Here is a 15,040-nt window from a genome sequence, read left to right on the forward strand (position 1 = left end):
GCCCCCTTCTCTTGCTGCTTAAGAATTGCTATGATCTGCTCCTCTGTAAACCTTTTTTTCATCGTTCTTTCCTCCCGGATAATATTAATTATATCATCCGGACTAACTTTGTGAATGGTATCCTTTTAGGGGAGCAGGTCATTTTTGTTTTCAATATTTTTAAAGTCTATTATCTCATTAAAGTCTTAAACGAAATTTTATATATTTAATATAATTTTTACATTAGGAAACCTGTTTATATCAAAATCCTCATCGTCAAATCCCATTTCAATACCGGCAATTAAGTTAATTTAATAAAAGTTATTAAATTAACTCCGAAATTCTTTATTATTGCCCATATCTAAATGTTCGGAATGAGTATTACTTTCTAAATTTTCTGCAAGTATTCTTTTTAGTCCTTTTTCAATGCTTTTCATTCACTATATTCCTTATATCAACTTTTGAAAATTCAATTCATAAAATGTTATAAACTTTCATAGTCAGCCTTAAACCATTATCAACACGGTATTTTGTCCTTAAATTACAATAGTTTTAAGCTTAATCAATCAAATTTTATATTAAGTCCAAAGCAATACCAAATACTTTCTCTTTTTCCTTAAAACAACTTTGCTTCAAAGTCCAAATCATATAAAAATACTTTAAACGCATTTCATCAGGCTGATTCATTAGAGTCTCATACTCATCTCTTGAAAAAAACCTTTCTGCAATCTTAAAATCAATTGGCTTCATTACTTCTACGTCTATCCCAACTGGGTTTTCATCTATTGCACAAACCACCCAACTTCCTGAATGTGAAATGTTAAAATGGATTTCGCTCGGTGCTAGTAAAACAGGCTTTCCATAATCATTTGAATCGAAAACCAAATCTTTGTCTATTTTCAAAAAATAAGTTTCAAGCATTTACCATTCCTATATCCACTAAAGTTGTTATTCTCTTCACACAGCTACTATATCACATTTATAGTCCAGTCTACAGTATTTTTAAAAATATGCAGAGCTGCCTCCTAAATGACTATTGACAATGTCTGGGATAGCTCATATAATTTGAGTGATACAGTTTTTTGTAATCGTCAAATTCGAAAGGAGATGTTTTGATGTCTGTAAAAAGTGCTGAGGTGGTATTTAGCTAATTTAATATTGGCACAGGTACGCAAGATGGCCTTTAGCAATTGTGGAATGAAGTTTCTTGAAAGGACATCATTTCCTCTGTAATAAGGTTATGTCTATGTTGCCTTTGCAGCTTCTTTCGAGCAACCTGAATCGTGTATAAGTCAGATATTCGGCACGCATTGGTAGCGTGTTTTTTTATTGCCTATGAAAGTTTGATTTTATTGTATATTTGTTTATTAACCCGCAGGTGGTCGTCCTCTGCGGTATTTTTATATGCTTTTTCGGGTTGTGTAATCTCCAAATCAAGAATCAGGAAGAGTGATGCTTATGATTAAGATAAAAGTATTTATTAATAATTTGGTGAGATGCGGGACGGGTGGTTGACAAACCTTAGAGCCGGGCTACGTGACAATGAAGCTGAAAACAAAAAGAGGCTAGGACAGGAAGAAAACTAATTTATAAAGGATGGATTAAAGAGATGAATATAAAAGATTATGGATGGGATGAATATTTTGAAGGGGAGTGGAATCAAAGATGTACTGAAGGTCTGTTTCCTGGAAGAATAGTGGCAGACTATGGACAGAAGCTTCGTGTGGCTGCCGGATCAGGGGAATTTCTCGTAAGCAGGCCGGTCAGAAAGCTTGATAATGATTCACAAATTGCGGTCGGTGATTGGGTTGCATTGGAATACTCTGCAGAAACTCAGTCAACAAGTATTCGTATTGTCTTAACAAGGAAAACAAAGTTTTCAAGGGCTGCAGCGGGAATTGAAATAAAAGAGCAGATTGTTGCATCAAATGTAGATACGGTGTTTCTAATTCAGTCGTTGAACAGGGATTTCAACATGAGAAGGCTGGAAAGATACCTGATAGCAGCTTGGGAAAGTGGTGCAGTACCGGTTGTTGTGCTGACAAAGGCAGATTGCTGTGATGATGTAGCTGATAAAATGGCGGCTGTATATGCAACTGCTCCAGGGGTGGAAGTTCATGCCATCAGCTGTGTAACCGGAGAAGGAATCGAAAAGATAAGAAAATTCTTTATTCAGGGAAAAACTGTAGCTCTGCTTGGTTCTTCAGGTGTTGGCAAATCGACATTGGTTAATACCCTGGCAGGGAAAGAGCTTCTAAAAACCCAGGGAATCCGGGAGGATGACAGCAAGGGAAGACATACTACCACTCATAGGGAACTTCTGCTTTTGCCGGAGGGAGGATTGATATTGGATACACCGGGAATGCGTGCGTTATTGCTATGGGAGGCTGATACCGGTATGGAGGTAATGTTTGGAGATGTAGAGGAGCTCACAAAAAAGTGCCGTTTCTATGACTGCAAACATCAGAGTGAGCCGGGATGTGCTGTAAGAAAAGCACTTGATACTGGAGAGTTGGAACTGAAAAAGTGGGAAAGTTGGCTGAAACTGCAAAAGGAGCTGGCACATCTTGAAGCCAAAAAGGAAGGCAAGGTGCGGCTTCAGGAAAAGCAATGGGGCAAGCAGATTGCAAAATTTCAAAAGGAATTTTATAAGGGAAGGAAGTAGATGGGTGTTAAGCAACTCATCTTCCAGCAAAAGAAATTATTATTCCGGGTGGAAAGCTGAAAGTGGATAATATATAATGGGTGGTACATGGAAAGTTCTTCTATGTACCACTTTTCCTTATGGAGGCGGTTCAGACTGAAAAAGCTCTTCGATAGATATAAGTCTCAGGACAAAGTCTCATTTGAAAATAAAACAGAAGCGTACATTGGCGAGGTTTAGTGACAAAGCATTGTAAAGCGGGCGCAATGACAACAAACAGATGTATGGAGGTATAATATATTATGGATTTTACATCTAAAAAAACAATTCTTTTTGATCTGGACGGGACAATAACGGACTCGGGTGAAGGGATAATAAATTCTCTGAAGTATACCCTGAAAGCCTATGGAATAAATGACTATGATGAGAATAAACTATATAAATTCCTTGGGCCGCCATTGACAGAGTCCTTCATGGAGATACTCGGTTTTGATGAATTAAAGGCTCTTGAGGCTGTTGAAAAGTACAGGGAGTACTTCAGAGACATTGGTATTTTTGAAAACAAACTATACAATGGTATTGAATCATTGCTAAAAAGCCTTGTAGCAGACGGGAGGAAAATAATTCTTGCCACATCAAAAGCTGAAGTATTTGCTGTAAGGATTCTTGAGCATTTTAATATTTCTCAGTATTTTTTTGTAGCGGCGGGAAGTGAGCTGGATGGAACACGGATAAAAAAGAGTGAAGTTATACGCTATGCTCTGGATAAGGCCGGAATAGTGGATCTTGGTAATGCAGTAATGGTTGGGGACCGCATGCATGATGTTATCGGCGCAAGGGAAACAGGTATAGATTCCATTGGAGTGTTATACGGCTATGGGAACTATGAAGAGCTTAATAATGCAGGGGCTTCATTAATAGTTGAAACAATAGATGAGTTGCGGAAAAGTTTGATTGGTTGAATAAAGTGGCACCATAGATTAAGGCAACAGCCTTTCAGGAGGAATAAACGAGTGAGCAGTAACGTGAATATAAGAAAATGTGACCATACTGATTTAGACATTCTTATTAAAATGAGGCTGGAATTTTTGAAGGAAGCCGGGCATGTGAAAGATGGTGAAGATGTGAGCGTCCTACATAGCAAGCTTCATGGATACATAACAATGCACCTTAATAATGATTTGCATTTTTGGCTTGCAGAAATAGAGAATGAAACTGTAGCAGCAGGTGCTGTCAGCATATGGGATAAACTGCCGGTGAACGCAGGAAAGGGCAGCAGCTTTAAAATTGCATATTTCTCAAATATGTACACCAAACCTGGGTATAGAAAAAAGGGAATTGCCTCAGACATTATGAAACGAATAATTCAGTTCCTAAAAGAGGAAGGAATTCAGAAGGCTATGCTGCATGCCTTGGAAGACGGGAAAGGAATCTATAAAAATTTTGGCTTTTCCTCAAAGGAGAACCTTATGGAAATGGATATCTATGGATAAATGTATTGTGGAAAGGAAAATTAACTGGACATATAAAAGCACAAGATGACAGGAATAAATTATGCAGCCATGCTACTATTGATATAACAGGAAGGAGGAAAATACTTTGGATTGGCTAAAACGTATGAAAGATGCGGTGGACTATATGGAGGAGCATATGGAGGAGCCTTTTGACGTGTCTGTTGCTGCGAAAGTTGCACTATCTTCTACTTTTCACTTTCAAAGGATGTTTCATATGCTTACAGGCAACGCTGTTGCCGAATATGTCCGTAAAAGAAAACTGACGTTGGCGGCTCAGGAGCTTTCAACTTCAAAAGCTAAAGTAATTGATATTGCCTTTAAATACGGATATGATACACCGGAGTCCTTTTCCAAAGCGTTTCGTAGATTGCACGGTATAAGCCCTTCGGCTGCGCGCGAGCCGGGTGCAAACCTGAAAGCAATTCCACGGATTTCCTTCCACCTATCATTGAAAGGAGATAAAGATATGGACTATAAAGTTATAGAAAAAGAAGCATTTCAGGTTGTCGGCAAAAGTATTGAAGTTTCAACGAAGGATGGAGAAAACTTTAAGAATATTCCTTTATTTTGGAAAGAGTCCTGTGAAAACGGATTCACGGAAAAACTTGAAAAGATTTCTGGGACACTCGGTATACTAGGAGTCTGCTGGAATGATTATGATGGTGAAAAGTTTACGTATATTATTGCAGTTGAAAAGCCTGGGGAATGCGTACAAGATACCAGGGAATATGAGATACCTGCTTCAAAATGGGCAGTATTTGAATCAGTCGGACCAATGCCGGACGCCATACAGAATGTGATACAAAGGATATATTCAGAGTGGTTTCCGTCAACGGGATATGAACATGCTGATGCACCTGACCTTGAAGTCTATTATCCGGGAGATGCAAGTTCAGATAACTATAGATGTGAGGTATGGATACCAATTACTAAAAAATAGGAAGGCTTCCCTCCGTATTATATAGCGGAAGGTTTATTTAGAGCATATTCCATGCGAGAAATCCTTCATAAACTATTGACAATGTTGAAGAGTTATGTAAAAATATTTCAAAAGGTGAGTATGTATAAAAGCAGTGTTGCTTGAGCTGCATAGAGGCTTTGTGTTATACCGTTTTAGCCTTACACGTGGAATAACTATGACAGGGAAGGTTCTTAGCTTAGAGGATTAACCTGTGTGGAGTGCATCATTTAGTAATCCGCGGAGTCACATGATTTGTGATTCTGCGGATTTTTATATATTTTGGAGGTGGATATATGAATGCTGTGTTACCGGCGGTGGGATGATGACAAATGACATTAAGCTTGCGCATGATTTGGGTTGTGACACCTATATCACAGGAGAAAAATTCTCTATACGGTTCAATACGCAAAGTATATCGGAACAAACCTTATTGTAGGCAGTCATACAAATACGGAAATTCCAGGAGTTCATACTTTGGCTGAAATGGCAAAAAACCAATTTCCTGAAATAGAGATTGTCAGGCTGCAAGAAAATCTGGAAGAGTATGTGATAAAGTTGGGTTACAAAAGATATAAGATTGAAAGAGTCACCGATGATTTACAGTTTGTTTATTTGGAAAAGAAAGTATAGGTATAGAAAATGGAAAGAATGGATAAGATTAAAAACCACTTTGAAGAGGAAGCAGGGCAGTATGATGGGATTATAAAGAATCTTATTCCTTGTGATAATTTATATGTTTCAGAAATGCTTCAAAAGGGGGAGATATCCGGATGTATAAGATTGGATTTATAGGTTTTGGGAGTATGGGCAGCATGCTGATAAAAGGTTTTATCAATTCCGGACAGATAAACCAGGACGGGATAATTGTCACAAGAAAAGATAAGAGCAGGTTGGGTGAAATAAAAGATACTTGGCCTAACGTTGAAATTGCCCAGGAAGTTATTGAAGTAGTGAAGAAAGCCCATTGCATATTTATTTGTGCAAAGCCCATGGAATATAAAGGTATTCTTGATGAGATCAAGTCACATATTCTCCCTGATCACCACATAATCTCCATTGCAGGTTCCATAGAGCTTGAAAGTATGGAAAGAATAATTAATTGCAAAATTACGAAAGTGATGCCAACAATTATCTCGGAAGTGAATGAAGGGATATCTCTGGTTTGTCATAACAGCAAGGTCACTTATAAAGATGCAGACTTGATAGAATCATTAGTCGGAAGTATAGGCAATATACGGAGGATTAGTGAAAAGGATTTTGAGTTTGCATCTGAACTCACCAGCTGCGGACCAGGATTGCTTGCTGCAGTTTTTCAAGAGTTTGTCGAAGCGGGCTTAAGGCATGCCAATAGCATGAAAAAAGAGGATATCGAAGAAATGGTGCTGAAAACAGCTTATGGAACAGCGAAGTTAATGCTGGAAAAAAACATGAACTTTGGAGATGTTATTTCGAGAGTGGCAACTAAAGGTGGAATAACGGAGGAGGGAGTCAAAGTAATAAAAGGCGTTATGCCGCAAGTGTTTGATGAAATGTTTGAACAGACTATGATTAAGCGTAAAATAGTCAGTCAAAAGGTTTGTAGGGAATTTGGAAGTATATAGATTTTTGTCTAGGAATACAGCCTTCAGAAAGATGGCTTTAGTATATTTTTTTGTATATGGGTTTATTTTGCATTATGTAGCAGCATACTTTATAATATAAAGAAAACATCATATATTGCAGGAGGTTTCGTTATGGATTGTCCTATTTGTCACGTAAAACTCCAGATGTCCGACCGCCAGGGTATTGAGATTGATTACTGCCCGCAATGCCGTGGGATATGGCTTGATCGTGGTGAGCTTGATAAGATAATAGAAAGGTCTCAGACTGATTTCAGTACATACGGGCAAAGGAATGAATACAGGGAAGAATATAAGCCGCACGACCAATATGGGGGATACGATTACAGGTATAAGAAACATAAGAAAAAATCATTTTTAGAAGATATTTTTGATTTTGATTAACGCTATGAATATACAAATTTTTGGTGCAAAAAAGTGTTTTGATACACAAAAGGCTGAAAGGTATTTTAAAGAAAGGAAAATAAAATACCAATATGTCGATATACACAAATACGGTCTTAGCAAAGGTGAATTTGAAAGTGTAAAAGCAGCCGTAGGTCTGAAAGATTTGATCGATACCGGTGCCAAAGAATATAAGACGCTGAACATGCAAAACCTGGGGATGGGAAGTGTGGCAGCAGAGACCCTTTTTAAGAATCCGAGATTATATAAAACCCCCATAGTACGCAATGGAAAACTTGCCACAGCCGGATTTCACCCCGATATCTGGAAAGTCTGGGATTAAAGCTATTTGCTCATATATTTGGAAATGAATAAAAAGCATCTGCTTATTGCGGATGCTTTTTAGGGGTATTCAACTAAGAGTCTGCTTTTTCCTGGCTAAGAAACTCTAATATCCTGCCGGAGTAATTTATGAGAATATGGCCTTCCTTGGGAAGTAACTCTATTGTTGATTTTGGTAACAGCTTTTTTAGTCTTGCTGCAGTTTTCTCTGAATGTATCAGAACGTCTTTTTCACCGGCCAACAGTAAAATCGGCATCGTCAATCGTTTCAGTTCACCATCGGAAAAAACAGGAACAATAGTGCGCAAATTGAAGTTGCGTCCAATCAACTTCATGTATTGCAGAGCCTCTTCGGGAATTGGGTTATTGCCATTTACAAGCCTGCTTGCTTTATCAAATCCCTTTTCACCCAAAAGCATGAGCGGGATCGATTTAAAAATGAAAGAAATTTTTTGTGGGCCAATACCGGAAGGGCATAATAAAACAAGTCTTTCTATCTTTTCCGGATGCCTCACCGAATAGTTTACTGCCACCCAACCTCCGAGCGATATACCTAACAATGAAGCTTTCTTAAACTGTAATTCACTGAATACATCTTCGAGCCATTCGTGATAAAAAGGTCCTTTTAAGGGATACTGCCTTTCCCCGCTTTTGCCGGGCTCTCCTGGAATATCTACGGCATATACCCTGAAGCTCTTAGAGTATTCGATAATATCACCTATCCACATGGTTGAGTTGCTGCTGGTTCCGTGCAATAAAACCAGTGGAGGCAGTGAGGAATCACCGCATGCTATTATATGAGTATCACCATAACGTGTAGAAATATTTAAAGCCTCATAGGGGACGGGCCATCGGGCAAGAAGCGAATCATATACTTTTAAGATGGCTTCTCTTCCATCCCTCGATTTGAATACAGGTTTATACATTTTTACATTCCTATTCATACTTGACACCTTCTTCTGATATTAACTTGTAAGCCAGACTTCAGCAGTTTCTTTGCTCTCAAAAAACCTGAAGTGATTACTTCTGTTCAGTTCAGAAACCATTTCCCTGAACTTGCCTTTACTGTCAGGCTGCTCAGAAAGGATAACAGCAGTCTTTACACGATAATTGATAAACTTTTGCACAATTTTTCCGGCTGTACCTGTCTTGAGCTTGAAAAAATCCTCTGATAGAGCATTACCGTGGAGCAGGAGTAGGTCTGTATCGTTCTCCCCACATAAAGAAATTATTTCTAAAGCGTCTTGTTCAGTACTCACAAAAGAAACATATGATACGAGTTCAACATACTTTTTAGCTCGGGTTCCAATAATTTTATATTCCATAACACTCTTCTCCTCTACAGTTTCTTTTTTCAAGAGCTCTTCGCGTATTTTCTTAACCCAGTCTAATTCACTTTTATATGAAGATATAAGGTTTTCCGAAATCATGTTCCACAAATACTTCTCCCTTGGAGTCCTATCCGGTGCATAAAGCCTTCTGTGTTTTTTCTCCTCCTGCATCAGTTGCTGTATCCTTAATTCATTTTCATAACTTGATAACAAATTATCCAATTCCTCTGCATTCAACTGGTCTGCCCAAGCAAGCTGGACGAGAAAGCTTTTTTTCATCTCGGGTGCTTCAGGTTGTGAAGCTACCCATTTTCTTAGTTCAGCAAGCCCTTCTTCAGTTATGGTATAAACTTTTTTTGAGGGAGAGCTCTCCTGATGTTTTATTTCGTTAGTAACAAATCCTTCTTCAAGGAGCTGGATTAAAGCTTTATATATCTGGTTATTATTACCTGACCAGTACATTGCCGGTGATTCCTCGAATATTTTTTTTAAGTTATAGCCTGTAGAAGATTTCCAGCTCAGAAGGCCTAAAATTGCATGTTTGATTGACACTATAAACACCCCGTTTTCTTAATTTACACAACTAACATATGTTAATAGTAACATATGTTAGTTGTGTAGTCAATAGAATTTTCCTAATAAAGGAAGGATAAGGGACGATATGCTGTTTGCTAAAATATATAGCATTTTATCTGAATTATGTGAATACAGCTTGCAAAAAATGTGTAGGTTAAAGTAGTGTAATAAATAGGTGAAGGGTGTTGGTGCTGATATGTTTGCTTATCATAAAATACTGGAAAATAGAGATGGAATAGTTATCGAGCTGTATTTGGATTTACAGTGGACAGAGTTTGCCCTTGAGTTTGATAAAAATCCGAAAGAAAATATTAAGAGGCTGGAGGATGCGGTATGGCAATATATAGTAGACAGACTTCCAGAGGTAAAAGCTAAGACAGTCAGAATAATGCTTGGTTCCATATTGATTGCTTCACTTACGGTAAATCATGCCTATGCTGCCGGGATAAATCCTGCTGCCGAAAAAGCATGGGCGAATTATAGCCCGCCTTCTGTCTATAGTGTGCAGTCCGGAGATTCATTATTTAAAATAGCAGAGAAGGCAGGTGTCTCCATAGAGCGGCTAAAATCAGTTAATGGATTTCTAGGAGATACTGTTTATGCAGGACAGCAGTTTATTATACCTGGAAGAAACAACGAGGTATATGTTGTGCAGCCCGGAGACACTCTGTATTTGATTTCTCACAGACTAGGCACAACAGTTGAGCAAATAAAAACATCAAACGGATTGAAAAGTGATGTGATTTCAGCAGGGCAGTGGCTTCGGGTTTCAGTACAGAGGAAAAAAGCCTATACTGTCAGATATGGAGATACTTTATACAATATAGCTGGAAGATATAAGGTTTCATTTGAACTGCTAAAAGCTGTAAATGGATTGAAAAGCAATGCTGTAAACACTGGGCAAGTTCTGCTTATCCCTATTTCTGGTGCGAAGTTTATTGCTTCCAGGCCTGACAGCTTAATGGTACTGGTAAATAAAAGCTATTCACTGACTTCATCCTATGAACCCCAAGACATGGTTGTGCCGGATGTTGATTTTACATCCGGTGAATACAGCCCCAAAAAACTTATGAGACAAGAAGCTGCAATTGCACTTGAACATCTTTTTTTGCAAGCAAAACAGCATGGAATAGATCTGTATGCACTTTCAGGTTATCGGTCATACCAGCGTCAGGAAGAGATTTTCTCCAACAATATAAAAAAGTATGGGAGCCCGGAATCTGCGAACCGCTTCAGTGCGAAACCGGGCGAGAGTGAACACCAGACAGGACTTGCCATGGATATTACAGCACCGTCTGTATATTACTCAATTTCCCAGTCTTTTGGGGATACAGCTGAAGGAAGATGGCTTAAGCAAAATGCGCCTGATTTTGGGTTTATCATTCGCTATCCCGAGGGGAAGGAAGAAGTAACAGGATACCAGTACGAGCCCTGGCATGTCCGTTATGTGGGCATAGAGACGGCAAAAGCAATAAGTATGCAGAGAATTACCCTTGAGGAATATTTGGGAAAGTATTGAAGGAGGTACTGAATAAATTATCTGGTAGAAAAAGGAAAGATTAATTTGTAAAAATGTATTATTTCAAAGAGAAATTTTTGACATTAATTTCATATTATGATAAAATTCTCAACGGACTAAATGGGGGTGTGCAGTATGGACGCTTGTCCCAACCTTGAGGATTGCGGTTTTATCAAAAAATTCTATGGTGCCAGGACTGCGGCAGTGAAAGGATATATGAAGATTTACTGTAAAGGGGAATGGCAGAATAGATGTAAAAGAAAAGAACACAAGCTTAAAACAGGAAGTATGCCTTCTGATGAAATGCTTCCCAATGGCAGATATCTAAAAAATTAACATAATGGGGCAGTAGCATAAGGTAACGATTGCAAAACTTCAATTGAAAATAGAGTAGAAAATCTCGAAACATCAAGATTGTTTACAGGAGGAGAAAAGAAGCTCTTGAAAGGATTCTAAGTAAAGAAGCATGTGAATTTAGAATAAATCGGGGCATACAAGCAGAAGATTCTTTTAGGGTGCTAAAACAGGATGGGGGATTTCGAAGGTTTATGTGCAGAGAGAAACAGAATGTACTTGCAGAAAGTATTCTGTGTGGCTCTGGCTCACAAAATAAATAAGCTTCATAGGAAAATCCAGTTAGAAAGAATAGATATACATCTTTTTCAAATGAAAGGATATGAATTGTAAAATTCAAAAACCTACAAACAAAAATTCTTACAAAGATAGCTTACTAAAATATGCTATTTTTTATACATCCAGTCTATTAGGCTATTAATGCTCTCAAAAATTTGAATAAAACAGCATAAAAATGAGCTGTGCACTAACGGTTTTCGACCGCTAATGCGGCAGCTCCTAACATTTCTGAAATTGCTTGCAACCTTGTTACTATTAAAGAAACATTTTGATTAATCCAACAAGTGACTAGATACTATTTTCTATTTACAGTTGTGAATGCTATTATGATATTTTAAATAGTACATTTCCTACATTACCCCCGGGTAATATGAATTTAATATTTACATTTCCACCTGTACTTGGCAATGTAAACGTATATCCCGTGCTGTTATATGGTATAGTAACTGTATTCCAACTTATACCATTATGGAACACATAACATTGGTCTTTAGTGCAACTATTCCAGTCTGGTTTAATCGTTAACATTTTTCCACTTGCACCAGTGAGTGTAAGATTATATGTTACACCATAATTTCCTTGAAGAAGTGATCTACTGGGATTAGGATAAGATATTGGAGCCAAATATTCATTTGGATTACTCGGAGCACTTCCGCTAACATAACTTAAATAAAACTTAGTTCCACTAGTTCCAGACACTGTAGATACTCGAGCATCATATGGATAGCAGTTAGTAGACGTTGGATTTGCTAATTTAGTGGTTTCTGGAGCGTTCTGTGCATTTGTCTGATTTGTAGTTTCATTAGATCCAGCAACAATATAAACTACTTTACAATACATATTGCTATTTAGAGCTTTAAATAGAACTTTGCCAGCAGCATGGTAACCAGAAGCTGCGCTAGTAAAACATATAAATTTACTTCCTTTTCCAGCAATCGAATAGTCAGTATATCCGCTAGAAGCATTCACATAGTTGTATACCATTGAAGCTGTTGCATTTGGTACATTACCAGAGTAATTCCATGCACTATTATTATTAAATACTCTTACACTAGCACTACCAGTATTATTATTTACAATAAGTACACCAAATCTAAGTGTGGTACCAGAAGAATTAATATGATAAAATTCAGCATCATAATTACTGCTTGTGTCCAATGATTGACTTATTGTATATCCACTTGTACCATAAATGTACTCTGGATTGTTAGAATAAATAAATTTATTACCATCAGGTGTTGTACTAAAATTAATGACAGTAGTACCAGATTCACTAGCTGTTGCAAAAGATAAAGACATAAATACAAAGAGCATCACCATAATTAATAAAACTGATATTACCTTTTTAAAGTTCATTTTTCATCCACCTTTTACCTTTTATTAAACACGCGTATTTATACAAATAATAATAATTATGGAACAAAATGTCAAATATGTGGAAATATTTCATTGCGCAATTTATTGGATTTAGATGGAGTATACATGTCTCAATTTGTTGTCTATGGCAATTCTAAATATCAACACATAGTATATTTTAGTAAATGTTTTATGAGTTTTTTGGTAATACTCTTTAATTTGCCATTTTATATAAACTATGGTAGTATTATAAGCAATGATACAAGAGCATTTGTTTTTATTGGCTGTATTTTGATAGTAATTTTAATCATGCTTTTAATATAAAAGTATTAAGAGTTGAAGGGTAAAAATATGTATAAAAAAGAGCTATATGCATTGTTAGCATCAATATTAATAGTTTTTATATTTATTTTTTCACGAACAGGTTACTCACAAGAAAAACTATGTTTAGCTGTTAGTTCTACTAATGATAAAGTCAGAATAGCATACAAATATGATTATTCTTCAGATATTTGGATTGATTTTAAAAAGGTAGGTATCAATTCTATAATGGGAATTGAGTCTTTGCATTTGGCGTCAAATAAGGGACATAGTGTAAACCCCGACCTAGACAGACCCTCAAATTTACTTTTAAAATCGACTACAGATTGGGTAGGCCCTTATATAGTAAAGTCTAACAGCATAAAAAATAATAAAAAGCCTTCATTCACAGGTGGATGGCATGGATCAAATGGTAATAGTACAGGAAATTCTACAGCAAGAACGCTATCTCTTAAGGTATTCACGGATAAAAAACAAACTGATTTTAATAAAACAATATCATGCAATAAAGTAAACATAGATGTTGTAAATCTTATTGCAGGGTATAATACACTTTCTTTAAAAGGAAAAAATAGGGAAATCCTTAAAGAGACAGTACATTACACAATTACTAAAGGAAGAATTGATGTATTAGTTGAAACCCAAGCGCTTGATGATGTTACTATAATCAAATATTATGGGCTTCAAACGCAAAATTCTGCTTGGAAAGGAAAAATTTATTATATAGGTGGTAATAATAAAGAAGGTTTTAGCAGTACAAAAAACAGTTCATCTGGATTTAAGAGGTATTACCCAAATGTTTCTCAATTCCAAATTTTTTCCCAACTCGGTACTCACAAAATAACAGCTTGGATAGATAGGAAATACGGAATAGGAAATATGGAACTTGTAAAAGTTGATGTACCTTGTGCTTTTACTTTGAGTTATGGAAAATCATATTTTAATTTAATTAATGGTTATTCAAAATTGTTGAAAAAAGGTGAAAAGATTAGTTGGTGTGGAGGGTATATGTTAGATTAATTTATGAAAACAGTATATTCCTTACTCGTAGACTTATTTTTGTGACAGCTACTAGAACCTTTGCATGCGTGAAAATTACAGATTGCAGCTAATTTATTACTTAAAGTGTTTTTCGACGGAAATGCGGTCACCCCAAACATATATCGATGTTCAAAGCAGATAGGGAGAGTCATAGAAGAGTCCTCCTTTGTCAATTGAACGGTGTAGAAAACTAAGCTGAAGGGAATGTATATTAATACATTGTAAAAAAGAACTATTAAGAGTGTGGGCAGATTTTTGAAAGATTGTTCGATAAGCTGTATATTTTATTAAAGAACGCTATTGAGACATCCAATCTGTTTGTCAGTTAATGTCCTGATGAATTTGAATAATATAGCATAAAAATGAGCCGTGCATTAACTGTTTTCAACCGCTAATGCGACAGCTCAATTATTAATTTTGTTCAGTACACCGGTGTATCTATAAAATCTTCTTAATTTTTGATATTTCATATGATTTGACTGATCGTTTTTTATTGTCGTCTACCAATACTATTTCTGCCTGCCCTTGTCTTAATCTAAGAAACTTTCCTTTTATTTTTGTTCCGATAACGTTTACTGGTGATCTTTTTGATAATTCCTTGATATTATTAGAAGTACAGTATGTGCATAATGTGCCGGAGATAAATATTTTTTTGCACTCCAAGCAGTAATTGAGTTTTTTCATGGCCAAAACCCCCATTCATAAAACTTTTTTCTGAATATAAAATATTTAGTTACTTGTTTGTTTATTTAGATTCAGGCAAAGTACTGTCTTTTAATAATTTATATTCGGGGTTTTAGATATAATTCAGTATTTCCCG

At 36.5% G+C, this 15,040-nt stretch carries 16 protein-coding genes and 1 pseudogene; 12 read left to right on the forward strand and 5 right to left on the reverse strand.

Annotated elements, in window-relative coordinates; all coding sequences use genetic code 11:
• Positions 1-552 precede the first annotated feature (552 nt).
• Positions 553-900, reverse strand: a complete 348-nt coding sequence (locus tag N3I35_10785) for a 4'-phosphopantetheinyl transferase superfamily protein (GenBank protein MCX8130570.1) — start codon at positions 898-900, stop codon at positions 553-555.
• A gap of 688 nt (positions 901-1,588) precedes the next feature.
• Here N3I35_10785 and rsgA point away from each other — a divergent pair.
• The 9 genes and pseudogenes from rsgA (at position 1,589) to N3I35_10830 (ending at position 7,444) form a co-directional block, all read left to right on the forward strand.
• Positions 1,589-2,644 (forward strand): ribosome small subunit-dependent GTPase A, encoded by a 1,056-nt coding sequence (gene rsgA, locus N3I35_10790; protein ID MCX8130571.1) that lies wholly within the window; start codon positions 1,589-1,591, stop codon positions 2,642-2,644.
• Between the two features lie 281 nt (positions 2,645-2,925).
• On the forward strand, positions 2,926-3,585 hold the full coding sequence (locus tag N3I35_10795) for an HAD family hydrolase (GenBank protein MCX8130572.1): 660 nt from the start codon (positions 2,926-2,928) through the stop codon (positions 3,583-3,585).
• Positions 3,586-3,636: 51 nt separating this feature from the next.
• Positions 3,637-4,116: a GNAT family N-acetyltransferase gene (locus N3I35_10800; protein ID MCX8130573.1), complete on the forward strand. Its 480-nt coding sequence runs from the start codon at positions 3,637-3,639 to the stop codon at positions 4,114-4,116.
• A 106-nt stretch (positions 4,117-4,222) separates the two neighbouring features.
• Positions 4,223-5,077, forward strand: coding sequence for an AraC family transcriptional regulator (locus tag N3I35_10805; GenBank protein ID MCX8130574.1), 855 nt, complete (start codon positions 4,223-4,225; stop codon positions 5,075-5,077).
• 325 nt (positions 5,078-5,402) lie between these two features.
• Positions 5,403-5,638: pseudogene (locus N3I35_10810) on the forward strand (Nif3-like dinuclear metal center hexameric protein).
• Positions 5,639-5,737: 99 nt separating this feature from the next.
• Complete coding sequence (locus tag N3I35_10815; GenBank protein ID MCX8130575.1) at positions 5,738-5,890, forward strand: hypothetical protein; 153 nt, start codon at positions 5,738-5,740, stop codon at positions 5,888-5,890.
• The gene (locus N3I35_10820) at positions 5,869-6,699 is read left to right on the forward strand and encodes an NAD(P)-binding domain-containing protein (protein MCX8130576.1); all 831 of its coding nucleotides are present in this window, start codon (positions 5,869-5,871) and stop codon (positions 6,697-6,699) included. The genes N3I35_10815 and N3I35_10820 overlap by 22 nt, the downstream gene beginning before the upstream one ends.
• A 132-nt stretch (positions 6,700-6,831) precedes the next feature.
• Positions 6,832-7,101, forward strand: coding sequence for a zf-TFIIB domain-containing protein (locus N3I35_10825; protein MCX8130577.1), 270 nt, complete (start codon positions 6,832-6,834; stop codon positions 7,099-7,101).
• Between the two features lie 4 nt (positions 7,102-7,105).
• Complete coding sequence (locus N3I35_10830; protein ID MCX8130578.1) at positions 7,106-7,444, forward strand: ArsC family transcriptional regulator; 339 nt, start codon at positions 7,106-7,108, stop codon at positions 7,442-7,444.
• A gap of 73 nt (positions 7,445-7,517) precedes the next feature.
• Here the strand turns inward: N3I35_10830 and N3I35_10835 are convergent, their stop codons facing one another.
• Together N3I35_10835 and N3I35_10840 are read right to left on the reverse strand one after the other, a co-directional pair.
• Complete coding sequence (locus N3I35_10835; protein ID MCX8130579.1) at positions 7,518-8,387, reverse strand: alpha/beta hydrolase; 870 nt, start codon at positions 8,385-8,387, stop codon at positions 7,518-7,520.
• A gap of 21 nt (positions 8,388-8,408) precedes the next feature.
• Positions 8,409-9,326 carry a DUF4180 domain-containing protein gene (locus N3I35_10840; GenBank protein MCX8130580.1) on the reverse strand — a complete coding sequence of 306 codons (918 nt, stop codon included), beginning with the start codon at positions 9,324-9,326 and terminating at the stop codon, positions 8,409-8,411.
• 220 nt (positions 9,327-9,546) lie between these two features.
• Here N3I35_10840 and N3I35_10845 point away from each other — a divergent pair, with 220 nt between their 5' ends.
• Positions 9,547-10,869 carry a D-alanyl-D-alanine carboxypeptidase family protein gene (locus tag N3I35_10845; GenBank protein MCX8130581.1) on the forward strand — a complete coding sequence of 441 codons (1,323 nt, stop codon included), beginning with the start codon at positions 9,547-9,549 and terminating at the stop codon, positions 10,867-10,869.
• A 135-nt stretch (positions 10,870-11,004) separates the two neighbouring features.
• Complete coding sequence (locus tag N3I35_10850; GenBank protein ID MCX8130582.1) at positions 11,005-11,205, forward strand: hypothetical protein; 201 nt, start codon at positions 11,005-11,007, stop codon at positions 11,203-11,205.
• A gap of 621 nt (positions 11,206-11,826) precedes the next feature.
• On the opposite strand, the gene N3I35_10855 is transcribed toward N3I35_10850, so the two are convergent.
• Positions 11,827-12,858, reverse strand: coding sequence for a hypothetical protein (locus N3I35_10855; protein ID MCX8130583.1), 1,032 nt, complete (start codon positions 12,856-12,858; stop codon positions 11,827-11,829).
• Positions 12,859-13,209: 351 nt separating this feature from the next.
• Between N3I35_10855 and N3I35_10860 the strand changes: the two genes are divergently transcribed.
• Positions 13,210-14,199, forward strand: a complete 990-nt coding sequence (locus tag N3I35_10860; GenBank protein ID MCX8130584.1) for a hypothetical protein — start codon at positions 13,210-13,212, stop codon at positions 14,197-14,199.
• 459 nt (positions 14,200-14,658) lie between these two features.
• On the opposite strand, the gene N3I35_10865 is transcribed toward N3I35_10860, so the two are convergent.
• Entirely contained in the window at positions 14,659-14,904 is a 246-nt protein-coding gene (locus tag N3I35_10865) for a hypothetical protein (GenBank protein ID MCX8130585.1), read from the reverse strand.
• Positions 14,905-15,040: the final 136 nt, after the last annotated feature.

Source organism: Clostridia bacterium (assembly GCA_026414765.1).
Taxonomy (GTDB): Bacteria; Bacillota; Clostridia; order Acetivibrionales; family DSM-27016; genus SKW86.